Origin of the sequence: Lentzea sp. NPDC051838 (genome assembly GCF_040681245.1) — a bacterium.
In the GTDB taxonomy this organism is placed as follows: Bacteria; Actinomycetota; Actinomycetes; order Mycobacteriales; family Pseudonocardiaceae; genus Lentzea.
The window spans coordinates 155,295-177,244 of sequence record NZ_JBFAYI010000010.1 but is presented as its reverse complement, the minus strand read 5'-3'; the positions used below and the strand labels follow the sequence as shown (position 1 = coordinate 177,244).

Here is a 21,950-nt window from a genome sequence, read left to right as displayed (position 1 = left end):
CGTGTGCGCGTGGAATTTTCGAACTCCATAAGGGAAATCGATGCTGCCGATTGGAACTCGGTGGTCCACGCGAGCGGCGCGCCGGTGTTCTACGAGCACGCGTACGTCCGCGCGTACGAGCAGGCGCCGCTGACGAACTCCGACTACTCCGGGTGTTTTGTGGTGCGGGACGGCGAAAAACCCGTCGCGGTGCTGCCGGTCTACCTCCAGACGGCCGTGAACCCGTTGCGCCGCCTGCACGAGGCGTATCCGGAGACGGTCGGCAAGCCCTTGCTGCTGAGCCACACCTGGCACTGCTACGACGCTCACGTGCCCGCCACGGCAGACGTCTTGCCAAGGCTGCTGGACGCCTTCACGCGCGCGGCGTCGGTCCTCGGCGCGCACTGGTACGGGTTCGTGAACGTGGAACGCGGCAACGCGCTGTCGCGAGGGCTGAGCGCGGCCGGTCTGCCGGCCCGCCACCTGACCGACAGATGGGCCACCGAGCTCACGACCTACGAGCACTACCTGTCGAAGCTCGGCATCCGTGCGAGAGCGAACCTTCGGCGCAACGAGCGAAGAGCGGAGGAAGCGGGCGTGACGATCGAGGTCCTGCCGGCCGACCACGCCGCGCTCGACGAGATCTCGTTGCTGTGCACCAAAACCGCCACCCGCTTCGACACCAACGGCTTCTACCCCGGCAGCACTCTCACCGAGTTCGTCCTGGCCCTCGGCGACCTCGTGCACGTGATCGAGGTCCGCCAGCACGACAGGCTCGTCGCGGCGGGCATCTGCCTCGCCGACGCCACCCGCTTCCACACCTGGGCGTGCGGCGTCGACTACGCCGTCGACGGCCGCTACAGCCCGTACGGCGTGCTGTTCGGCGAGTCGGTGAAGCTCGCGATCCGCCTGGGCAAGACCACGCTCGAAGGCGGCCGAGGCAACTCGGATTTCAAACGCCGCCACGGCCTGAGCCCGCGCCATCTCGACGCGGTGCTCATTCGAGTCTGATTCTGTTCATCCTTGTGAACAATTCGAGTTCATATATCTGATTCGCTCTTTAGGCCGGTCAGCGGCTTGCGGCAAGGCGAAGGAATCAATTTTTGACTTCTCTTTACAGACCTTGATCGGGTCTGGCAGTGTGTCGCCGGGCGCAAGGACATGAAAGGGACTGGACGGTCTCGTGAATCTGTCTCGACGCACCCTTCTGGCGTCTGCCGCGGCCACTCCCCTGCTCACCGGAGCCGGAGTCGCCCTCGGTGCCGGGGAGGCCGCGGCCTCTCCCGCCAAGCTCCGCGGCGCGCTCGACTACGGCCTGGCCAAGCTGAAGGCGGTCGCACCGGGCATCACGTCGTTCCCGGAGATCACCCGTGCGGAGAAGTGGACCTACGTCGCCGACGGCGGCTGGATCGGCGGTTTCTGGCCGGGCACGCTGTGGCTCGCGCACCTCGACAGCGGCGACGCGCAGTTCCGCGCGCTCGGCGAGGCCGCGAACGACAGGCTGGCGCCGCGCCGGCTCGAACCGCGCGACCACGACCTGGGGTTCCTCTTCTACCCGTCCTGGGTCACCGCGTACCGGCTGACCGGCGACACCAAGTGGCGTGACGGCGCGATCGACGCCGCGAACACGCTGATCCTGCGCTGGAACACCGCGGGCAAGTTCATCCGCGCGTGGGGCAAGCTCGGCACGCCGGGCAACGCGGGCCGGGTCATCATGGACACGATGATGAACCTGGACCTGCTCGCGTTCGCGTCCGAGCAGACCGGCGACAGGAAGTTCATCGACATCGCGATCGCCCACGCCAGAACGACTCAGGCCAACTTCCTGCGCGCGGACGGCTCGACCCCGCACGTGTTCGACTTCAACCCGGACACCGGCGCGCCGATCGGCCAGAACACCGTGCAGGGCTACAGCCCGACGTCGTGCTGGTCGCGCGGTCAGGCGTGGGGCATCTACGGCTTCACGACGATGTACCGCCGCACGGGCCTGCGGGAGTTCCGCGACACCGCGCGCAAGATGGCGGACTTCGCACTCGGCGCCTTGACCCCGGACAGCGTGCCGGTGTGGGACTACCGCTCCCCGTTGGGCGCCAACGACATCAAGGACTCGTCGGCGGGCGCGATCATGGCGTGCGGCCTGCTCGACCTGGCCAAGGCCACCGGCACCGACCGCTACCGCGAGCGCGCGCTGAAGATCCTCGACGGCCTGGTCTCGACCTGCCTCACGAAGAACTCGACGCGCGCTGAGGCGATCATGGCGCGCGGCACCCGCAACCGCCCGTCCGAGGACGGCGTCGAGGTCTCGCTGCCGTACGGCGACTACTACCTGTTCGAGGCGATCCTGCGGGTGCTCAAGCCGGCGCAGATCGCGAAGGCCATCGGTCTGTAGCACGGCCCTGGTCCGGCGTCTGGAGTACCGTTTTCCAGATGCCGGACCAGGCCGATGATCTCGTGCGGTGCGCCGAGGCGGCGTTCCTCGCCGGTGAGGACGCCGAACCCGCCTGGGCCCGTGCTTTCCAACTGTGCCTGGACGATCCGCCGCGTGCCGTGCGATGTGCGTTCTGGCTGGCGTTCGGGCTCATCAACTCCGGCGAGTTCGCCCGCGGCGGCGGGTGGGTGGATCGGGCGCAACGGCTGCTGTCCGAACGCGAGTGCGTCGAGCAGGGCCATCTGCGGTACCTGGCCGGGCTGCGGCACGTGTTGCAGGGCGAGGTGGTGCCCGCGCACGCCGCGTTCGTGCACGCGGCGAAGATCGGCGAACGGTTCGGTTCGGTCGAGCTGACGACGCTGGCCAGGGTCGGACAGGGGCGGTGCCTGATCTACCTCGGCGACGTCGCGGAAGGCGTGGCGCTGCTCGACGAGGCCATGACGGCGGTGGCGCTGGGCGAGATCGCGCCGATGGCCGTCGGAGATCTGTACTGCACCGCGATCGAGGCCTGCCAGGAGCTGTTCGACCTGCGGCGCGCGCGGGCGTGGACGGCGGAGCTGAGCCGGTGGTGCGACGGCCAGCAGGGGCTGGTGCTGTACCGGGGCCAGTGCCTCGTGCACCGCGCCGAGCTCCTGCGGCTGCAGGGTGACTGGACGGCCGCGGCCGACGAGCTTCTCCGTGCGCGCGAACGGTTCGCTCCCGCAGCCGGACCGATGACGCTGGGCGCCGCGTGCTGCGAACAGGGCGAGCTGCACCGGTTGCGCGGGCGGTTCGCCGAGGCAGAGGTGGCGTACCGGGACGCCGCGTGGCACGGTGTCGATCCGCAGCCCGGTATGGCGTTGCTGCGGCTCGCCCAGGGCAGGACAGAGGCCGCTTGTGGCGGCATCCGGCGCGCGTTGGACGAAGCGGCGGACCCGTTGCGCCGCTGTGCACTGCTGCCTGCGTTCGTCGAGATCTCCCTGGCGCGCAACGACATCAGTGCGGCCAGGGAAGGCGCCGACGAGCTGTCCAGGCACGCCGACCACCTCGCCGCACCGCTGCTGCGGGCACGGGCGGGTCAGGCGATCGGCATGGTGCTGCTCACCGAGGGGAAGCCGGTCGAGGCGTTGTCCGCACTGCGTTCCGCTGCCACCGGTCTGCTCGAACTCGGCGCACGCCACGAGAACGCCCGCGCTCGTGTCCACATCGGACTCGCCTGCCAGGAGCTGGGCGACTCCGACGGCGCCGCGGTGGAGCGGGAGGCGGCGCGGTCGACGTTCGAGGAGCTCGGCGCCACGCCAGACCTGGCCGTGCGGGAGGACTCCGGCGTGCTCACGGGCCGCGAACGCGAGGTGCTCGCCCTGATCGCGGCGGGCCACAGCAACCGCGCGATCGGCGTGCGCCTGGTGATCAGCGAGAAGACCGTGGCGACCCACGTCAGCCACATCCTCACCAAGCTCGGTCTGCCGAGCAGGGCCGCCGCGACCGCCTACGCCTACGAGCGGGGACTCGTCAGAAGTGCTGAGGCCTGACCGGGCCCGGTTCCACATTTCTCCCGATGTGCTGACCTCGGCCGGACTCCTAGCGTCGAGCTGATCCCGCACGTCAGGAGGACGCCATGCACTACCAACTGGCCTACTCGATCGGTTTCCACCCGTGGGAGGACGCGGCGACCGACCAGCCGTTCGTCGACAAGATCTCCGAGCTCTTCGACCGCGAGCAGGAGGGCCGCGAACCCCCGTTCGGCCCGGCGCTCGACCTCGGCACCGGCAGCGGCATCTGGGCCGTGGAGCTGGCGAAGCGCGGCTGGCAGGTCACCGGCGTCGACCTCGTCCCCAAGGCACTGCGCCGGGCCGAGGACCGGGTGAAACAGGCAGGCGTCGACGTGCGGCTGGTCCACGGCGACGTGACCGACCTGCGCGCGGCGGACGTCGGCGACGGCTACCGGCTGATCGTCGACTCCGGCACGTTCCACGACTTCGGCCCGGAGCAGCAGCAGGCGATGGGCCGGGAGGTGACGGCGGTCGCGGCCGCCGACGCGACCCTGCTGCTGATCGCCTGGCCGCGCCGCAGGAGGCCGTTGATCCGCGGCGCCGACCGCGACGAGATCGAGCGCGCGTTCCCGGACTGGACCATCACCGGAGTCGAACCGTCGCACTTCACGTTGCCGAAGCTGATGGAAGCGGTGTTGCGGCCGGACGAGCAGTGGTACCGCCTGCGCCGGCGCTGAACCCCTACTTCTCGATCACCTTCGCCGTCGGGCCGTTGCTCCAGGTCGCCTCCAGCCTGGACAACCGTCCGGCGGCGGTGCGGAAGTTCACCACCAGAGGCCCGCCGGGCTGTTCCACGGCGACCGTCCACCCGTCGGCGGGACTGGCCGAGAGCGCCTCCACCCCCTGTGGCCGGTAGCGCACCACGACGTCACCGCCGCGCAGGTGGAACGCGTGCACGTACGACCCGTCCGCCTGCCATTCCCCCTCCGAGAGTTGAGCCGAGGAGGGTCGTCCATCCGTACTACTGGGAGGAGCCGGAACCGACGAACTGACCACAGGAGGCCTGGTGGACGACGAGGGCGTGACAGGCGGCGAGCTGACCGAGGTGCCCGTAGGAGGCACCGGGACGCTGATCGACGTGACGGTCGGCATCGGCAACACACCACCTGGCCCTGTGGCCTCCACGGCAGCGACAGGTGCGGGTTCCATCGCCGACCGGATCCCGAACCACGAGAGGCCGACGGCGACCGCGGTCACCACCGCCCAGGCGACCAGGTATCCGACCGACCGTCTCACTGCGACGACCCTCCTGTAGCGGCTCATGGCATCAGTACTGCTGGTCGAGGACGACCCGGTGGTGCGAGCGGCGATCACGCGCGCTCTCACCGGCCAGGGCCACATGGTGCACGGTGTCGCGCTCGCGATCGAGGCTTTGCGCGAAGTCACCGCCAACAACTACGACGTCGTGGTGCTCGACCTCGGGCTTCCCGACCTCGACGGCGGTGACGCGCTGCGGATGATCCGAGGCGTCACGAACACTCCCGTGGTGATCGCCACGGCGCGCGACGACGAGCAGGAGATCATCCGCCTGCTCAACGCGGGCGCGGACGACTACCTCGTGAAGCCGTTCTCCGCCGAGCACCTCGAAGCGCGGTTGCAGGCCGTGCTCCGGCGCGCCCGCGACACCAAACAGCTCGTCATCGGCGGGCTGGAGATCGACGTGAGCATGCGCAGAGCCACTGTGGACGGACGTGAGCTCTCGTTGACGCACAAGGAGTTCGAGCTGCTGTCCTACCTCGCGGCACGGTCCGGCGAGGTCGTTCCGCGCGCCGAGATCCTGGCGAACCTGTGGCCGTCCAACCGCGACGACCAGACGCTCGACGTGCACCTCTCGTGGCTGCGGCGCAAGCTCGGCGAACGAGCCGCACAGCCGCGTTACCTGCACACGGTGCGCGGGGTCGGCGTGCGTCTGGTCGCACCCAGATGAGGCGGTCACTGGTGCTGGTCGCTCTCGCGGCGACCAGCATGGTGGCGCTGGCGTTCCTCATCCCACTCGCTGTCGTCGTCAAGAACACGGCGTACGACCGCGCACTCGGCGAGGCCGCGAAGCAGGCCAGCGCGCTCGTCCCGGCGCTGGTGATCAGCCAGAAGCCCGCGGACATCCGCCAGGCCATCAGGACCACTCCGTACGGCACGCGGCAGCGGCTCGCCGTGCACATCGCGGTCCCCTCCGGCACCTACGGCACTTCGCACATCACCGCCGTGGACCTCGAAGACGCGCGCAGGCTCGCCAAGGCGTCCACCGTCGAGCGGCCTGATGGCATCTCCTATCTCCAGCCGCTGGCCACCAGTGCCGGCGGGGTCGCGATCATCGAGGCGTTCGTCCCGCACGAGGAGCTGACCCACGGCGTGCTCGGCACGTGGTGGGCGCTGGCGGGTGTCGCGGTCGGACTCGTGGCCATCTCGGTGTTCGTCGCCGACCGGCTGGGTGCCCGTGCCGTGAAAGCGACCCGCACGCTGGCCGAAGGCGCGCGACGAATGGGCGCCGGCGACCTCTCCGCGCGCGTTCCGGTGAAGGGACCGCCCGAGATCAAGGAGGTCGGCAAGGCGTTCAACGCCATGGCCGAACGCGTCCGGCACCTCCTCGCCGCCGAGCGGGAAGTGGTCGCGGACCTCTCGCACCGCCTCAGAACGCCTCTCACAGCGCTGCTGCTGGACGCGGACACCCTGGGAAGGGGTCCAGGCGCGGATCGCGTCCGCGAAGCCGTCCAGGGCCTGGAGAGGGAGGTCGACGAGATCATCAGGACGGCTCGTTCCGGCCTGCAGCCCGACAACACCGGCGTGGACGCCGCGAGCGTGGTGCGCGAGCGCCTGGTGTTCTGGTCCGCGCTCGCCGACGACCAGGAACGGCCGTGGACCGTCCGCGGCGCCGACAAGCCCGCGCACGTGCCGCTCGCCCGCACCGATCTCGTGGCGGCGCTGGACGCGTTGCTGGGCAACGTCTTCCGCTACACGCCCGAGGGCACGCGGTTCGCCGTGACGCTGGTGCACCAGGCCGATCTGGTGGCGCTGGTGGTCGAGGACGCGGGGCCCGGCATCGCGGACGCCGGACGGGCGTTGCAACGCGGTGCCAGCGGTGGCGGGTCCACCGGGCTGGGGCTCGACATCGCGCGGCGCGCCGCGGAGAGCACGGGTGGTTCCGTCCACGTCGACCGCGGGCCGCTGGGTGGGGCACGCGTGCAATTGAGGCTCCGAAGGCTGTAGGGGCCTCGCAAAAGTCTTGCAGGGCCGTGGAATAACACCGCCGGCGGCGCCGGACCGTGGGACGGGTCCGAACGCCGCCGGCGGGCACCGGCCGGCTGCGCAGCACCGCTGCCGCACCACCGAGTCCCGAGCAGGAGGGAGGAACCCGATGAGCAGTGCGCGCTTGCCTTCCCACACCGGTGTTACGAGGTGGATCTGCCGGGGCTCTCGGCGCCAGGTGTGGGGACCGGCGTATTCAGGTGGTCTGGTTGATCGTTTTTCGCGATCTGTCACGAAGTTAGCCGACGGCTCACCGTCGCCAATCCACCGTTCAGACGATTAATCCGTTTTAAATATATTTAAGTTCGCCCGGTCGGCCGTCCGTCCCTTAAGTCCATTTAAGATAATGTCACCGTCACGCCGCCATCCCCATCCCCCGAAATGAAAGGCGCCTCATGCTCAGTGTGATGGCAGCTACGACTTTGGCTCTGTCGCTCCTCGTCGCCCCCGAGGCGCCGAGCACCGCGGATGTCGTTCCCCCCGGAAAAATCACCGTCGACGTGGTGACCGTGAACGGTTCCGGCTGCCCCGCCGGAACTGCGGCAGTAGCCGTCGCGGACGACAACACGGCATTCACGGTGACTTACAGCGACTACACGGCACAGGCGGGTGCCGGCTCCACACCGACGCAGTTCCGCAAGAACTGCCAGCTGAACCTTCGCGTGCACTACCCGCAGGGCTTCACGTACGGGATCGCGAAGGCCGACTACCGCGGCTTCGCGCACTTACCCAGAGGCGCGAAAGGCATGCAACGCGCGAGCTACTACTTCTCCGGCTCGTCGTCGACCGGCACGAGCACGCACAACATCGCCAGCCCCACGAGCGACAACTGGCAGTTCACCGACGCCACTCCCGTCGCGGAGATCGTTTTCGCGCCGTGCGGGATGGTGCGCAACGTCAACGTGAACACCGAGGTCCGGGTGTCCACGAACTCCTCGAACCAGCCCGCCTTCGTGTCCATGGACTCGACCGACGGCAGCGTCAACACGCGCTACCAGTTCGCTTGGAAGCGATGCTGACCCGATTTGATCACAGAGCGCTCCCGGCGTTCTACCCAGAGTGAGCGCCGGGGCGTCTCGCCGTTACCCGGACGTGACTTTTGACGGGTGAGTCAACCAGGCCATTGCTTCCCGCGTATACCCATGTAGATTCCCGCACACCGCGACGGCCATTCGGGTGACCGTCGCTGGATCGCGCGCCGCACGCGAACGGAGGCTGCATGCCGGTGAACGCCCAGACTGCACAGGTCGACGACCTGACACTCATCGCGCTGCCCACCGCGGTGAACTGCGCAGATCTGTTCGTACGCTTCACACTCGGCGAGTGGCGCCTGCGCAACATGATCGGCGAGTGTTCCGCAGTGGCATGTGCGCTGGTGGAGGCTGCGATCGAGTCCGCAGACCCCAAGACATCACGGCTGATCACGCTGCGTTTGCGGCTGAGCGGCGACTACCTGGTGGTGGAGCTCGAAGCCGCGCGCTTCACGATGCCTCCCACCTCTCCCGACCTGCGCACCGGCGAGCTGCAGCTCGGTGGCGGGGTCAAGCTGATCTGGTGCGAGCTGCCGCTGCCGACGGGCGTCAACGCCAACGCGGTGCCGCTGCCCCGGCGCGAGAAGCGCCGCTCCCCAGCCGCCGAGGCGCTGGGTGACGAGCCGGACGTCGATCCCGAGCTCATCCAGCGGATCCTGTTCGGCCTGGGCGGCTCGATGGGCGGCGGTCCCCAGAGGTAAACCGTTATAGTTCGAGTTTCACCCACAAGGGCGCATCCAACTGAGGATGCGCCTTTGTCGTGTCCAGGGCTTCACGGGTGTGGACGCTTCACCAATTGAGTTCCGCATCTCAGACGGCCATTGCTCCGTTCGATGCGTGTTACATTCGCGCGCGCCGTTGAGCATGACGTTCCTGAATCGCGTTCTTTCGGTACGGGTGGAAATTGACCGACGGGCGCCTCGAGTCGCCTATTAGTGCGGTAACCGATCGACCGCAAAAGGTGACAAATGGTCGATGCGCATTGACCTCGGCTCTTGCCGTCCAATGTTGCTCTGGTTGGCGGACGTTCGTTAACACCCTTTCCGATACGGTCTCGTACCACGCCGCCCGAACTGTCCTGCACATTCGGAAAGGTGTCCCATGATTAGCACGTTGGCTGCGGCCGCCTTGGCTCTGTCCACCATCGTCATTCCACCGGTCGCGGATCCGCCCCCGACGGGCCAGATCACCATCAACGTCGTGACGGTCAACGGCTCCGGCTGTCGCCTCGGCTCGGCCGCGGTCGCCGTCTCCCCTGACAACAAGGCTTTCACGGTCACCTACAGCGACTATCTGGCCCAGGTCGGCCCGCAGTCCAAGCCGACCGATTTCCGCAAGAACTGCCAGCTGAACCTCAAGGTCAACGTTCCCGGCGGATTCACCTACGGAATCGCGCAGGCCGACTACAGAGGCTTCGCCGACCTCCAGAGGGGCGCGAAGGGAACGGTGAAGGCGAGCTACTACTTCCAGGGAATGTCCGACACCGACCAGCGCTCGAAGACCTACAACGGCGCGTTGAGCGACAACTGGCAGGTCACGCACAAGACCGATGTCGCCTCGATCGTCTACCACCCCTGTGGCGAGAAGCGGAACTTCAACATCAACACCGAGCTCCGCGTCGACAAGGGCACGTCCGACCCGAAGAAGACCAGCTTCATGGCGATGGACTCGACCGACGGTTCCATCGAGACGATCTACCACTTCGCGTGGAAGAAGTGCCCGAAGCTGTAGCCCTCGCCAGCTAGCGGACACATCAGCCGAACAGCAAGGCCGCCGGGCCCCTTGGTCTCCTGCCAAATGAGACCAAGGGGCCTCCTTGCGTCTCAATTCAATGCGGCCAGTGCTTTCGTTCCAGGTAACTAGGCGTTTCCCCAGGATCAATCTGGGACAAGTAACCGTCATCTGGGCCGTGTGCCCGGACACACCCGTTGTGTCGATATGAGAAGGTCAAGTAACCTTCCTTCCACAACAGATGTAAAGGGTTACACACAAGCATCATTGTGTTCCTGATTCTGAGTGGACGTGCATCTGAATGAGTATTTCCGCGGCGCCTGCCGGGCAACGCACCAGGAACATGTCGCTGCTCACCGCGGCCCAGACGCTCTACCAGTGCTGCATCAGCGTGGACCTCACGCTCACCGGAATCGTCGGCCTCTCGCTGGCGCCGTCCCCCGTTCTCGCCACCGTCCCGTTCGCGCTGATCAGCATCGTTTCCTGGCTGACCACGTATCCCGCTTCGGCGTTCATGCGCAGGCACGGCAGGCGCGCCGGATTCCTCGTCGGCTCGCTCGCGGCGGTCATCGGCGGGCTCATCTCGGTGCTGGCCGTGACGCTGCACAGCTACCCGCTGTTCTGCCTGGGTGTGGCGTGCATCGGGGTGTTCCAGGCGCTCGCGGGCTACTACCGCTACACCGCCGCCGACATCTCCCCCGCCGACCAGCGCGCCAAGGCCATCTCGACGGTGCTCAGCGGCGGCATCCTGGCCGCGGTCGCAGGCCCGTTCCTCGCGACCGCGGTCTCCGACGTGCTGCCGGTCGTGTTCGCGGGCTCGTACGCGCTGGTCACGGCGCTGGGTCTGGCGTCGACGGCGGTCGTGGCGTTCATGACCGTCGACAGCGCGGAAAAGGCCGTCGAGAAAACCGTTCCCGCCGGTGAGCCGCGCACGTTGCGACAGATCGCGCGGCAGCCGGTGTTCCTCGCCGGTGTCGCGGGTGCCGGCGCGGGCTACTTCACGATGACGCTGGCCATGACCGCCGCCCCGATCGCCGCGTCCGGCTCCGGCCACTCGGTGCACGAGGCCGCGTCGGTCATCCAGTGGCACATGGTCGGCATGTACGCGACGGCGTTCGTCTCCGGCCGTCTCGCGGCACGAATCGGCGCCGCACAAACGGTTCTGGCCGGGGTGGTGGTCAACGCGGCAGGGGCACTGATCGCGTTGAGCAGCTCGTCGCACACCGCCTTCGTGGTCGCGCTCGCACTGATCGGCATCGGCTGGAACCTGATGTTCGTCTCCGGCACGACGCTCCTGGCCGGCTCGTACCTGCCCTGCGAACGGTCCGTCACGCAGGGCGTCAGCGAGATGTTCACGCTCGGTGCCTCCGCGTTGGGCGCTCTCACCGCGGGACCGCTCCTCTCCGCCACCAGTTGGCCCACGGTCAACGCCTTCCTGCTCGTGCCCCTTGCCATCAGCGCCGTGTTCGCGGTGCTCCACCTGGTGAAGAAGTGAAGGCTCATGACGCAAACCCTCCAGAACGCTCTCAACGCCGAGCAGCGTCGCAGCCAGATCTCCGGTGGCCACCGGCTGATCTCCCAGGTCCGCAGCAAACCTTTCCAGCTCTACTCCCAGCGTGAGTTCGCCTCGCGCGCGGTGGCTCTCGACGCGACGTACTGGGTCGACGAGGTCATGCCCGCGCTCGCCCACGCCGTGAGCCGGGCGGCAGCCGCCCGCGTGGACGCCGCACTGGGCCGCGCCCGCAAGCAGGCCAAGGAATACGGCGTCGCGAAGCCCGGTGCGGCCGAGCTCGTCGCCGAGGCGTTGTTCGACGGCAGGTGGTTCAAAGCGCGCAAGGAGAACTTCGGCCGCGCGGAGCTGCGCGACCAGGTGCTCGGCATGATCTCGTCCGGCCGGCCGGTCGAGCTGGTGCTGCCCCTGTTCTCCCGCAAGCCTTTCTCCCCCGTGAAGAATCGCGGCCGGGCACCCGACACGGCCGAGATCCACTCGCTGGCGCGTTGTGCGGCGTTGGCGCACACGTTGAACGCCTTGAGCCCCACGGGTGCCGTGTTCCGCGTTTTGGCGGACGGCCGCAAGTACAACCGCGCCTGCCGCACACCCGACGACCTGGTGCTGGACTACCAGGACTCGCTGCGCTTGTGGGTGCGCGAGCTGGGTGCGTCGGACGTGCTGGAAATCTGCGACTACGAGGACTGGGTGCGTGCCGGCATCACGTCCTCGCACTGGGACCAGCGCGCGTCCCGCTACGCCGAGTGGGTCGTGGATCTGGAGCGCGACCACACGCCGTTCTTCGACGAGACCGACCCCGTGGCGTCGCTGGACGCGATGACCGCTGGTTCCGACGTCGGTTCGCAGCTGGCGTTCACGTTCTGGTCCATCGCGACGTCGGCCTGCTACTCGACGTTCGACGGCCTGCTGGACCGCGACCACGTGGTGAACGCTTACAGCCACTACGTGACGTCGCTGCGGCGGCCGTTGACCGAGGTGGCTCCGCGCGCGGACATCGGCTTCGAGATCGACCACGGTCTTCTTCGTCGCGAGGCCTTCTCCGCGGCCTGCCGGTACGTGGCGATCTCGTTGGCGGACCGGGATCTCGACGTCCTGCGCACCGTCACGCCGGACGCCGTGAAGCTGACGATCCACGGCAAGCCGGGTGAGCTGCACTTCGTCACGGCGACCTCGCGCGACGCCAACATGACCGCGCAGCACTGCACCGGCGGCTACGACTTCGAGGGTGGCGAGGCGAAGCCGACGTTCCGCTACCTGATCGAACGCGAGGCCGCGGGCGAGATCCCGGTGCTCGTGTCGGGCGCTCGGCACCAGCCTGACGGCCGCTTCCGCGCTCTGGCACGGCTGGAGGAAGCGATGCAGCCCATCGCCTACGTCACGGACGCCGCGCCAGTGCTCGCGTTGCACCAACTGCTGGAGAGGGCTGAGGTATGACCATCAGCACCACTGAGAAGGTCGTCAGCGAAAGCCGCCTCCTCACTCTTCTCCGCGAAGACTCCCAGGCCTGGATGACGTCCTCCGCCCTGGACCGTCCCGGCGTCACCGTGTCCGACGACTTCCGGCCTCCCTGGCGCGACGGCGTCCGCAAGCAGGTCAAGCGCTTCACCAAGCGCGCCCGCGGCATGCTCGAAGTCCTCGCCGGTGACGCCCTCTACTCCTCACTGGGTGATCCCGCCGCACGCCGGGCAGCGCTGGTGGCCGAGCTGTTCCGCGACCACGTCATCAGCCGCAACGCCGGTCGCCTCGACGTCCGCACGCTCCAGCAGCGGATCCTCGACCGCTCCGGCTCGCCCTTGCGGTTCGAAATCGCTCTGGGCCAGCCGAAACGCGATGCGGGCGGCCTCAAAACCGCTGGACCGCACGCCGATCTGGCCGAGGTGTTCGCGGTGGGCAGGCTCGTCGCGCTCGTGGAGTCCGCGGCAGAGCTGGCCGAACAACCGGTCTCGTTGGCCGTGCGATCAGGTGGCGAGCGGTTCGCCGACGCGTTGGTCACCGACGCCTGGCCGCGCGAGGCCTACGACGCGCAACGCGAGCAGATCGCGAACTTCTTGGCGGACAAGGCTTCCGTGACGTTCGACGACTTCCGCCAGTCGACGCCGGACGACCCGCGCTGGCCTGACTTCTACGCCGAGGAGGTCGCCGCGATGCCACCGGAAGCCGTCACCGCCAGGGTGCACACCATGGTGATGAACGTCGACTGGGACAACGTGTTCGCGCTGGCGTTGCGAGGTGAGGCGGTGCACGACGTCCTGCTCTCGGAGCCGCTTTCGACTTGGCTGCGGGAAGATCCCACGCGGGTGCGCATCATCACGCGGGCCGGCGTCAGCTCGTTGGTCAACCCGAGGCACCAGGCCGCGTGGCGCGAGGTGATCGGCCACGAGACCGCGGTGGAGGACGGTCTCGCGTTCGTGTCCGCAGTGGCGTGGGAGGCGACAAAGCGTTACGTGGCAATCCATGCGGCGGATCGACGGGTGGCGGCGGCCGGGTCGTCGTCGATTCGGCTGACCGTGCACGAGAAGAAGGACAAGCCCGCGATGCCCGCGATCCTGACGCTGGGAGCGCGCGGCGGCGGGTTGCTGTCGCACCACGTTCTCGCCGTGGCGGACCGCAAGAAGCCGGTGGAGTTCCTGACGATCGCGGAGATCACCGCGCTGACCGAGGCCGTGCCGGTGAGGTTCGCCGGGCAGGGGCCGTTCTCGTGGCTCGACCAGCAGCCGTTGTGCTTCGCGCACGGCACGGAGGAGGAAGTCGTGCGTTCCATCAGCGGTGCGGTGGATCCGGAATGATCGACACGGTGGTCTTCGACCTGGACGGGACGCTGGTCGACACGGTCTCCGGGATCACGCACGCCGTGAACATCGCCCTGCGCGCGCACGGCGTGGCCGAGGTGGAGGACGACGAGACGCGACTCTACGTCGGGCTGGGCGGCAAAGCGCTGGTGCGTGCGGCGCTGGAGAAGGCCGGAGCCCCGGAAGAGTGGGCTCCGGCCGTCCAGGAGGCGTACCTGTCCGCGTACGCCGCCGACCCCGGACACCGCGCCCACGCCTATCCGGGGGTGGAGGAACTGCTCGAACGGCTGCGCGACAGGGGCGTCAGGCTTGCCTTGTGCACCAACAAGTCCGGTCGCATCACCGGCGGAATGCTCGAAGCACTGGGCCTGCGGGCCGCGTTCGACGCGGTGGTGAGCGGCGACGAACTCCCTTACCGCAAACCGGATCCGCGTCATCTGCTCGAAGCGGTCCGGCGCGCGGGCGGCACCTCGGCACTGATGGTGGGTGACAGCATCAGCGACGTCGAGGCCGCCCGCGCGGCGGAAGCGCCCGTCGTGTGCGTGTCGTTCGGCTACGGAATCGCCGGCCTGGAGCCGGATTCCTGGATCGACAGCTACGACGAGTTCGAATCAGATGTTCTGGTTCGCGAAGCCCTTGGTCGCGATCTTTGAACACATCGACTGCCACACCGAGGAGCTGGTGTGCGGGTCGCCGGTCACGCCGAGCGCGGACTTGAGGCCGTTGAACGCGTTCTGCGTGTTGGTGCCCCAGATTCCGTCGATCACGAGACCCGAACCGCGGAAGTTGTTGCACACCGCCTGGACGAACTTGGTGTCGGACTCGGAGTCCTTCAGCACGCGCACCGGCAGACCACCGAAGTCGGAGTGGATGTGGTCGTGGTGGTCGGCGTTGTACCAGCCGTCGAGCACGTACCGGAACCGGCGGCGGCACACGGCCTCCGTGGCGAGGTAGCGCTTGCGGATCGCGGCGTTCGACGACGCGTGGTGCTGGTCCAGCGGGGAGATCGTGTTGCCGCCGGACCAGCGCACGTGGTCGAGGTCCATGGCGGTGCCGGCGCCGTGCTGGCCGGGCTTGTTGACGTAGAAGCCCGCCGACACGATGTAGCTGATCGAGCCGTAGCTCGACGAGAGCGAGCGCAGGTCCCGGATCCAGGCGACGAGCGCGTTGTAGAACGCGTCCGTGGCCTGCCAGTTGCGCGCGGTGGTGTTGCCGCGGTTGGAGCGCCAGTAGTAGACGGGCGTGCCGTCGATCTTCTGGAACGTCATCATCGCCAGCGCGCCGACCTCGGGGGCCATCTCGGCCTCGGTGTGCTGGTCATTGGTCTTCGGTGCGGCACCGGCCAGCCCCGGAGCGATGGTGGACAGACCGGCGAGACCGGCGACGGCCGCCGCGCCCGTGACGAAGCCGCGCCGTGTGACGTTGTTTTCGAACACCCCAGTACTCCCTCTGTGTCCTAGCCGGTCTCACGAACCGGCGCGAGGGAGTCTAGGGATCACGTTTGGTCCGGGGAATCCAGCCTGAGCTGGGGTTTTCCTTCTTCTTTACCGCACGTCGCCCAGGACCCGGATGAGGTTCTTCTCGGTGTCGCTGCCCAGTTTCTCGAGCGCCAGCTTCGCCACCGGTGCCCCGAGCTTCGCGAACCCGCGGAAGTCGACGTGGGCGTGGTAGCGGATGTTCGTGGTGCCGGGCGACGATCCAGGGGTGATCGCGATGTCGTCCGTCGAGGTGGCGGCGTCGTTGGTGCCGACGAACTGCAGGCCTTTCGCGTCGTCCCTGGTCAGCTCGTAGACCAGCTCGGTCTTGCGGCCCAGGAACGTCGAGACGTTGTGCCAGCGCGAGCCGACCTCGACCGGGCCCTCGTCGAGCCGCGTGCAGGAGACCGTGCCGGGGTCCCACTGCTCGGCGCGCGAGAAGTCGCGCAGGTACTCGACGACGTTGCCGGGTTCGGCCGCCACGGTGAAGGTGCGCTCGACGTCGACGCCGGACACGTGGGGCGAGCTGAAGGCCTTGGGGGCGAGACGCAGGCGGTACTGGTCGACGAGGTCCGCCTGGCTCTCGGCACGGCTCAGCAGGCGATCGAAGCGTTCTTCCGGCTGCAGCGTGGTCAGCGCACGCCACAACGCGGCTTTGCCCTCGATGCCGACGCGCAGAGTCTCCAGCTCCAGCACGTCGCTCAACGGCGAGCGACCGAGCAGTCTGCCGTTGAGCTTGAGCCTGCCCGCCTTCTCGGTGAGCCAGCCGATCGCGGCCTTGTGCGGGCGCGGTTCGACGCCGTAGGAGCGCATGACGTCGAGCAGCTCCTTGCGGTCGGACTCGATGTCGTCCGCCACCGCGCGCAGCTCGGGATGCGTGCGGCTGATGCGGCGGGCGAGCTCGGTGCCTGCCATCGCTCCGGCCAGGTGGTCGTTGAGGTAGATGCCCAGCAGCTCCGTGTTCATTCCCGCCGGGTACCCGCTCAGGGGCCCGCCGGACCCAGTTGGTAGCCCTGGTTCCACAAAGTCTTGATCGCAAGGCCGAGCGGAGCGATCCGGCGCCTCAGCCGCATGATGTGCAGGTGCAGCGCGTTGCTGGTGTCGCCGTCCTTGCTCGGCAGGCACAACAGCAGGTCCTCGCGCGTGGTGAGCGCACGGAACCGTCTGAGCAGCTCGGCCACCAGCGCGCGCTCTGTCGGTGAGAGCACCACAGAACGCGTGCGGAAGCGCAGGATGCCGGACATGTCCAGCTCCGGCACGGCATAACGGGCCGCACGGGCACGCAGCATCGCGATGCGCACCGCGAGGTCCTGGTGCGGCACCGGAGCGCGGACCCAGTCCTCCCGCATGTCGGTGAGCACGGGCGCGGGCACGTTCTTCTCCAGCACGAGCAGGCACAACGTCCCGCTGCGCTGACACGCCTCCCGTGCCGCCGCGTCCACCGGCCATCGCACGACCTCGACGGGCAGTTGGTTCACCAGGTTCGACATACGTCCACTTCCCAGCCGTCGCCTTTGGTGGACGGTAGAAGCGCCTGCTATTTCCGCTCTATCGCACGTATCGGTTCGAGGATGATCGGCTGCCCGTGACCAGGTGATCCCCTTCAAGCGCCTTTGATGTCCGCGACCGCGTCACCAGGTGAAATGGTCGCCATCACGCCCTGCTCGAGGTACTTGAACGGCTTGCCGGCACGGCTCTTCAGGCGTGCGGGCTCGGCGATCCCCGGCAGACCGTCCAGGTTCACCACGTCGCCGATCGCGAAGACCTCGTCAGGTCACAGGGCAGTCTGCGGGATTCACCAGAATCCGGCTCTTGCGGTCGACCTCGGCGTTCGCCTCGGCGAGCTTCCGTGCCAGCGGGACGCCCGCGCCTCCGCCCGGTCGCCGTCCTTGGTGATCGAGTCCATCTCGTCGATCGCCTCAAATCGTCGCCGTGGACGCCGGTTCCAGCGGGGTTGGTCGCGTTTTGTGGTTGGGTTGCCTTGCATTGGTGGGCGCGCGGGCAACCTTACGGGCTTTGGTTTCGTCATCGCCGCTTCGCAACGATTGCGATTGGGGCTTGACTTCGGGTCCCTTGCGAGGCGCTTGTTCGGGCGAAAAAGGTCGGATGCTTCGCACCCGCCCGATCCGAAAAGGGTAGCACCTCGCACCCAAAGTCAAGCCCCAATCGCTTCGCGTGCGTGGTTGCGTTTTGTTGTTCGGGCGGCGGTTATTACCGGTGTTTCGCGTTGTTGTGCTCTCGTTCGGCTCGGCTTCGCCATCGCCGCTTGCCTTCGGCTTTGCGGGAGTGCCGCGCGTGCCGCGCGGGACGTTGTCCGCTCGTGGCTGGCTCTCGGCTCGGCGCACAACGTTTCGGCGCACAACGGGGCAGCCGACAATCGCTCAGCCGATGATGGCCCGACCCCAATAGCCCGGCCTCCAATTACCCGCTCGCCTGGCAGTTCAGGCGGCGGTGTGGAGTTGGTTGCGTCTGGGTTTTCGTTCTGGGTCCAGCCATGGCGGTGGATAGAACGTCGGGATGCCGTGGACGAGTTTCACTTCCCACTCGCTTTGGTGGATCAGCGTGTGGTGGTGGCCGCAGAGTAGGACGGCGTTGTCGACCGAGGTGTCGCCGCCGTCGGCCCAGTAGCGAACATGGTGGGCATCGCAGTGCCGGGGCGGTCTCGAACAGCCCGGGAAGGCGCAGCCTCGGTCCCTCGCGACCAGGATTCGGCGGATTCCCGCCGGGAAGGTCCGGGTCTTGCGGCCGATGTCCATCGGCTGCGACTGGCCGCCCAGCACCAGCGGGATGACTCCGGCGTTGCAGGCGAGCTGGCGGACCTGGTCGGCCGGGATCCGCTCACCGTTGTCCAACAGGGCCTGGCCGGTCTTCGCGGCCAGGTCGTCGTAGCTCATCGTCAGCGTCAGGGTGACCGGCTCACCGCCGTGCTCCGGCAACTGGTCGGCGCGCACCATCAGGTTGACCAGCTCCGCGAAGGCCTCACCCTCACGCTCCGAGCGGTCGCGCTGGTCCGGGCCTTCGCCGGTGTCCGGACGGGGCTTGGCCAGCGGGGACAGGGCGGCCTCGTAGGCCGCGCCGGTTACCTTCTCCAGCAGCATCTTGACCTCGAAGTAGCCGTCCTTGCGCCAGCGACTGAAGTGCTGGTTGACCAGCCTCTCCAGCTTCGGGTCAGAGGGCTCCGGGTCATCCTGGTGCAGCGTGTAGGCGATCCGTGCGCCCAGCTTGCGCACCGCGGCGGGATCGAACTGCCGGGCATAACCCACCACTTCGGCCTCACGCTCAGCAGGCAGCTTCTTCATCACCTCGGCGACCACCGCGACATGTGCGACGGACAAGGCGCCCTCGGCCGCGGCCTCAGCGGTCAACGGAAGCTTCGGGACCAGCTCACTGCCGGTCGGAGTGATCTCGCCACTCAACAACCCGGCGTTCGCCACCCACTGCCTGGCGACGTGAATGTCCCAACGAACCACATGCCGCAACACCTGCGGCAAATCCTTGTATCCGAACTCGGCCGCAGCGCCACGCCGCTCCAACTCGGCGATCTTCCGCATCGCCGAGTTCTCACGCACCCGCATTTCCTTCACATCATCGGCGATGCTCTGCAAGAGCTCGTCGGAGGAAAGAAGCCGGGGATCGCTCACATGTTCGATCCTACCTCAAGATCACGACCAGATAACGCCAAAAACAGAACACCATCGTGTGAACCGCCCAAACAAACACACCCCCGCGAAGCCGAAGGCAAGCGGCGATGGCGAAGCCGAGCCGAACGAGAGCACGGCAACGCGAAACACCGGTAATGACCGCCGCCCGAACAACAAAACGCAACCACGCACGCGAAGCGATTGGGGCTTGACTTCGGGTGCGAGGTGCTACCCTCTTCGGATCGGGCGGGTGCGGAGCATCCGACCTTTTCCGCCCGACACAGCGCCTCGCAAGGGACCCGAAGTCAAGCCCCAATCGCTATCGACGCGCCAGCGGCGATGACGCAACCAAAGCCCGTCATGCTTTTAAGCCCGCGCGCCCACCCACGCAAGGCAACAAGACGCACGGCACGCGACCAACCCCGCTGGAACCGCAGCCCAACCACAAACAGCACCACCGCAGAGCGGCAGAGCACAGGCTCGCGGCTGGAGGGACCGGCGACCCGGCCCCTCCCCAAGCGATCCCCGCTAGCTCTTGGCCACCAGCGTCAGCACGTCGTACCGGGCGACCGACTCGCCCTTCTGGTTCGTGACGTCGGCATCCCACCGCACCTCGCCGTACTCCTGGTCCTCGCGCGGCGTGATCTGCTTGACCGTCAACGTCACCGTCAACGAGTCCCCGGGGAACGTGGGCGTGACGAACCGCAGGTTCTCCAGGCCGTAGTTCGCCAGCACCGGCCCGGGCTCCGGCGACACGAACAACCCGGCGGCGAAGGACACCACCAGGTAGCCGTGCGCGACCCGCCCGCCGAAGAACGGGTTGGCGGCCGCGGCTTCCTCGTCCATGTGCGCGTAGAACGTGTCGCCGGTGAACGACGCGAAGTGCTCGATGTCCGAAAGCGTCACCTCACGCGGACCAGCCACCACGGTGTCGCCCAGCCGCAGCTCGGCCAGCGTCTTGCGGAACGGGTGGACGGACTCCTCGGTGCGAGGCGCCCCGGTGACCCACCGGTTGGTCACCGCGGCCAACGCCTTGGGGCTGCCCTGCACGGCCGTGCGCTGCATGTGGTGCAGCACGCCCCGCATGCCGCCCATCTCCTCGCCGCCGCCGGCGCGACCGGGTCCGCCGTGCACCAGCATCGGCAACGGCGACCCGTGCCCGGTCGACTCGCCGGCGTCGTCGCGGTCCAGCACCAGCAACCGCCCGTGCCAGGGCGCCACACCGATCACGATGTCGCGCACGAAGTCGGTGTCCGCGGACACCACCGACCCCACGAGCGAGCCTGCCCCGCGAGCCGCCAGCTCGACGGCGTCGTCGACCGACGTGTACGGCATCAGGGTCGACACCGGCCCGAACGCCTCGACCTCGTGCGGCTGCACGGCATCGGCCGCGGCGCGCAACAACATCGGCGACATGAAGGCACCGCGCGACGCGTCAGCGTCCACAAGCGACAGAGCGCCATCGCCGTAAACCACGGAAGCGTTCTCCCGCAACGCCTTCAGCGACCGGAGCACTTCCTCGCGCTGCTCCAGACCGGCCAGCGCCCCCATCTTCACCGACTTGTCGGCCGGGTTGCCGATCACCACGGAGGCCAACCGGGCTGCAGTTGCCTCGGCCACCGCGTCCATCAGCGAGGCAGGCACGAGAGCACGTCGGATAGCCGTGCACTTCTGCCCGGCCTTGGTCGTCATCTCGGACACCAGCTGACCGACGAACAGGTCGAACTCCGGCGTGCCGGCGACCGCGTCCGGCCCGAGGATCGAGCAGTTCAGCGAGTCGGCCTCGGCGTTGAAGCGGACGGAAGACCGGATCACGGCCTGATGCGTGCGCAAATGCTGAGCGGTGGACGCGGATCCGGTGAACCCGACCAGGTCCTGCGGCGTCAGGTGGTCCAGCAGATCTCCGGCCGACCCGCAGACCAGCTGCAACGAGCCCTCGGGCAGCAGACCGGAGGCGAGCATCAGCTCGACCATCTTCTCGGTCACGTAGGCGGTCTGGGAAGCAGGCTTGATCAGCGACGGAACGCCGGCGATGAACGCGGGGGCGAACTTCTCGAGCGGCCCCCACATGGGGAAGTTGAAGGCGTTGATCTGCACCGCGACACCGCGCAACGGAGTGCAGATGTGCTGGCCGACGAACGTGCCGCCACGCCCCAGCGGCTCGACAGGGCCGTCGACGTAGACCCGGTCGTTCGGCAGCTCGCGCTTCGCCTTGGACGCGTAGCCGAGCAGCACGCCGAAGCCGCCGTCGATGTCGATCCAGGAGTCGGACTTGGTGGCACCGGTGCGCGCGGACAGCGCGTACAGCTCCGCTTTGTGGTCCTTCAGGTACAGCCCGAGAGCCTTCAGGATCTGCGCGCGCTGGTGGAAGGTGAGCTCGCGCAACGCGGGCCCGCCGACCGAGCGGCCCCACGCGAGCGCCGCGCCCATGTCGACGCCCGCGGACGAGATCCGGGCGATCTCCTCACCGGTCACGGCGTCGTGCAACGGCGCGCCCTCGACCGAAGGCGTGTGCCACCGGCCCGACACGTAACTGCGCAGCAAGCTCATCGAGCCAACCCCTTCTCACGAAGGCCGGTGGATCCGCACCG

The 21,950-nt window shown here is 67.9% G+C and carries 21 protein-coding genes; 14 read left to right on the top strand and 7 right to left on the bottom strand.

Features of this window, described 5'->3' with window-relative positions; genetic code table 11:
• Positions 1 to 3: 3 nt before the first annotated feature.
• The 4 genes from AB0M24_RS23480 to AB0M24_RS23465 all read left to right on the top strand — a co-directional run bounded on the left by AB0M24_RS23480 (position 4) and on the right by AB0M24_RS23465 (position 4,616).
• Positions 4 to 990 (top strand): GNAT family N-acetyltransferase, encoded by a 987-nt coding sequence (locus AB0M24_RS23480; RefSeq protein WP_363771454.1) that lies wholly within the window; start codon positions 4 to 6, stop codon positions 988 to 990.
• Positions 991 to 1,162: 172 nt separating this feature from the next.
• The gene (locus AB0M24_RS23475) at positions 1,163 to 2,368 is read left to right on the top strand and encodes a glycoside hydrolase family 88 protein (protein ID WP_363771451.1); all 1,206 of its coding nucleotides are present in this window, start codon (positions 1,163 to 1,165) and stop codon (positions 2,366 to 2,368) included.
• A gap of 38 nt (positions 2,369 to 2,406) precedes the next feature.
• On the top strand, positions 2,407 to 3,918 hold the full coding sequence (locus AB0M24_RS23470) for a LuxR C-terminal-related transcriptional regulator (protein ID WP_363771448.1): 1,512 nt from the start codon (positions 2,407 to 2,409) through the stop codon (positions 3,916 to 3,918).
• An 86-nt stretch (positions 3,919 to 4,004) separates the two neighbouring features.
• A complete protein-coding gene (locus tag AB0M24_RS23465; RefSeq protein WP_363771445.1) occupies positions 4,005 to 4,616 on the top strand; it encodes a class I SAM-dependent methyltransferase in 612 nt (203 codons plus the stop codon).
• Between the two features lie 4 nt (positions 4,617 to 4,620).
• Here AB0M24_RS23465 and AB0M24_RS23460 read toward each other — a convergent pair whose 3' ends face one another.
• Positions 4,621 to 4,836, bottom strand: coding sequence for a hypothetical protein (locus AB0M24_RS23460; RefSeq protein WP_363771442.1), 216 nt, complete (start codon positions 4,834 to 4,836; stop codon positions 4,621 to 4,623).
• 109 nt (positions 4,837 to 4,945) lie between these two features.
• On the opposite strand from AB0M24_RS23460, the gene AB0M24_RS23455 reads away from it, so the two are divergent.
• The 10 genes from AB0M24_RS23455 (at position 4,946) to AB0M24_RS23410 (ending at position 14,896) form a co-directional block, all read left to right on the top strand.
• The gene (locus tag AB0M24_RS23455) at positions 4,946 to 5,194 is read left to right on the top strand and encodes a hypothetical protein (protein ID WP_363771439.1); all 249 of its coding nucleotides are present in this window, start codon (positions 4,946 to 4,948) and stop codon (positions 5,192 to 5,194) included.
• Positions 5,195 to 5,200: 6 nt separating this feature from the next.
• A complete protein-coding gene (locus AB0M24_RS23450; RefSeq protein WP_363771436.1) occupies positions 5,201 to 5,866 on the top strand; it encodes a response regulator transcription factor in 666 nt (221 codons plus the stop codon).
• Positions 5,863 to 7,143, top strand: a complete 1,281-nt coding sequence (locus AB0M24_RS23445) for an ATP-binding protein (RefSeq protein WP_363771433.1) — start codon at positions 5,863 to 5,865, stop codon at positions 7,141 to 7,143. Before AB0M24_RS23450 ends, AB0M24_RS23445 begins: the two co-directional genes overlap by 4 nt.
• A 446-nt stretch (positions 7,144 to 7,589) precedes the next feature.
• Positions 7,590 to 8,201 (top strand): DUF4360 domain-containing protein, encoded by a 612-nt coding sequence (locus tag AB0M24_RS23440; protein ID WP_363771430.1) that lies wholly within the window; start codon positions 7,590 to 7,592, stop codon positions 8,199 to 8,201.
• A 206-nt stretch (positions 8,202 to 8,407) separates the two neighbouring features.
• Positions 8,408 to 8,914 carry an ATP-binding protein gene (locus AB0M24_RS23435; RefSeq protein WP_363771427.1) on the top strand — a complete coding sequence of 169 codons (507 nt, stop codon included), beginning with the start codon at positions 8,408 to 8,410 and terminating at the stop codon, positions 8,912 to 8,914.
• Between the two features lie 400 nt (positions 8,915 to 9,314).
• Positions 9,315 to 9,944: a DUF4360 domain-containing protein gene (locus AB0M24_RS23430; protein WP_363771424.1), complete on the top strand. Its 630-nt coding sequence runs from the start codon at positions 9,315 to 9,317 to the stop codon at positions 9,942 to 9,944.
• Between the two features lie 301 nt (positions 9,945 to 10,245).
• Positions 10,246 to 11,439 carry an MFS transporter gene (locus AB0M24_RS23425; protein ID WP_363771421.1) on the top strand — a complete coding sequence of 398 codons (1,194 nt, stop codon included), beginning with the start codon at positions 10,246 to 10,248 and terminating at the stop codon, positions 11,437 to 11,439.
• Between the two features lie 6 nt (positions 11,440 to 11,445).
• Positions 11,446 to 12,888: an L-tyrosine/L-tryptophan isonitrile synthase family protein gene (locus AB0M24_RS23420; RefSeq protein WP_363771418.1), complete on the top strand. Its 1,443-nt coding sequence runs from the start codon at positions 11,446 to 11,448 to the stop codon at positions 12,886 to 12,888.
• Complete coding sequence (locus AB0M24_RS23415; protein WP_363771415.1) at positions 12,885 to 14,240, top strand: hypothetical protein; 1,356 nt, start codon at positions 12,885 to 12,887, stop codon at positions 14,238 to 14,240. Before AB0M24_RS23420 ends, AB0M24_RS23415 begins: the two co-directional genes overlap by 4 nt.
• Positions 14,237 to 14,896 carry an HAD-IA family hydrolase gene (locus AB0M24_RS23410; RefSeq protein ID WP_363771412.1) on the top strand — a complete coding sequence of 220 codons (660 nt, stop codon included), beginning with the start codon at positions 14,237 to 14,239 and terminating at the stop codon, positions 14,894 to 14,896. Before AB0M24_RS23415 ends, AB0M24_RS23410 begins: the two co-directional genes overlap by 4 nt.
• Here AB0M24_RS23410 and AB0M24_RS23405 read toward each other — a convergent pair.
• The 6 genes from AB0M24_RS23405 to paaZ all read right to left on the bottom strand — a co-directional run bounded on the left by AB0M24_RS23405 (position 14,855) and on the right by paaZ (position 21,909).
• Entirely contained in the window at positions 14,855 to 15,679 is an 825-nt protein-coding gene (locus tag AB0M24_RS23405) for an extensin family protein (protein ID WP_363771409.1), read from the bottom strand. The genes AB0M24_RS23410 and AB0M24_RS23405 overlap by 42 nt on opposite strands.
• Before the next feature lie 108 nt (positions 15,680 to 15,787).
• The gene (locus AB0M24_RS23400) at positions 15,788 to 16,684 is read right to left on the bottom strand and encodes an SRPBCC family protein (RefSeq protein WP_363771406.1); all 897 of its coding nucleotides are present in this window, start codon (positions 16,682 to 16,684) and stop codon (positions 15,788 to 15,790) included.
• A 17-nt stretch (positions 16,685 to 16,701) separates the two neighbouring features.
• Positions 16,702 to 17,208, bottom strand: a complete 507-nt coding sequence (locus tag AB0M24_RS23395) for a helix-turn-helix domain-containing protein (protein ID WP_363771404.1) — start codon at positions 17,206 to 17,208, stop codon at positions 16,702 to 16,704.
• 113 nt (positions 17,209 to 17,321) lie between these two features.
• Positions 17,322 to 17,465, bottom strand: a complete 144-nt coding sequence (locus tag AB0M24_RS23390) for a hypothetical protein (protein ID WP_363771401.1) — start codon at positions 17,463 to 17,465, stop codon at positions 17,322 to 17,324.
• A gap of 694 nt (positions 17,466 to 18,159) precedes the next feature.
• The gene (locus AB0M24_RS23385) at positions 18,160 to 19,359 is read right to left on the bottom strand and encodes a DUF222 domain-containing protein (protein WP_363771398.1); all 1,200 of its coding nucleotides are present in this window, start codon (positions 19,357 to 19,359) and stop codon (positions 18,160 to 18,162) included.
• A 528-nt stretch (positions 19,360 to 19,887) separates the two neighbouring features.
• Positions 19,888 to 21,909 (bottom strand): phenylacetic acid degradation bifunctional protein PaaZ, encoded by a 2,022-nt coding sequence (paaZ, locus tag AB0M24_RS23380; protein ID WP_363771395.1) that lies wholly within the window; start codon positions 21,907 to 21,909, stop codon positions 19,888 to 19,890.
• Positions 21,910 to 21,950: the final 41 nt, after the last annotated feature.

Bases quoted from the DNA above. Each gene is read 5' to 3' on its own strand.
- AB0M24_RS23470 (WP_363771448.1), top strand. From the start codon at position 2,407: ATGCCGGACCAGGCCGATGATCTCGTGCGGTGCGCCGAGGCGGCGTTC.
- AB0M24_RS23465 (WP_363771445.1), top strand. From the start codon at position 4,005: ATGCACTACCAACTGGCCTACTCGATCGGTTTCCACCCGTGGGAGGAC.
- AB0M24_RS23450 (WP_363771436.1), top strand. From the start codon at position 5,201: ATGGCATCAGTACTGCTGGTCGAGGACGACCCGGTGGTGCGAGCGGCG.
- AB0M24_RS23445 (WP_363771433.1), top strand. From the start codon at position 5,863: ATGAGGCGGTCACTGGTGCTGGTCGCTCTCGCGGCGACCAGCATGGTG.
- AB0M24_RS23440 (WP_363771430.1), top strand. From the start codon at position 7,590: ATGGCAGCTACGACTTTGGCTCTGTCGCTCCTCGTCGCCCCCGAGGCG.
- AB0M24_RS23430 (WP_363771424.1), top strand. From the start codon at position 9,315: ATGATTAGCACGTTGGCTGCGGCCGCCTTGGCTCTGTCCACCATCGTC.
- AB0M24_RS23425 (WP_363771421.1), top strand. From the start codon at position 10,246: ATGAGTATTTCCGCGGCGCCTGCCGGGCAACGCACCAGGAACATGTCG.
- AB0M24_RS23420 (WP_363771418.1), top strand. From the start codon at position 11,446: ATGACGCAAACCCTCCAGAACGCTCTCAACGCCGAGCAGCGTCGCAGC.
- AB0M24_RS23415 (WP_363771415.1), top strand. From the start codon at position 12,885: ATGACCATCAGCACCACTGAGAAGGTCGTCAGCGAAAGCCGCCTCCTC.
- AB0M24_RS23410 (WP_363771412.1), top strand. From the start codon at position 14,237: ATGATCGACACGGTGGTCTTCGACCTGGACGGGACGCTGGTCGACACG.
- AB0M24_RS23400 (WP_363771406.1), bottom strand. From the start codon at position 16,684: ATGAACACGGAGCTGCTGGGCATCTACCTCAACGACCACCTGGCCGGA.
- AB0M24_RS23395 (WP_363771404.1), bottom strand. From the start codon at position 17,208: ATGTCGAACCTGGTGAACCAACTGCCCGTCGAGGTCGTGCGATGGCCG.
- paaZ (WP_363771395.1), bottom strand. From the start codon at position 21,909: ATGAGCTTGCTGCGCAGTTACGTGTCGGGCCGGTGGCACACGCCTTCG.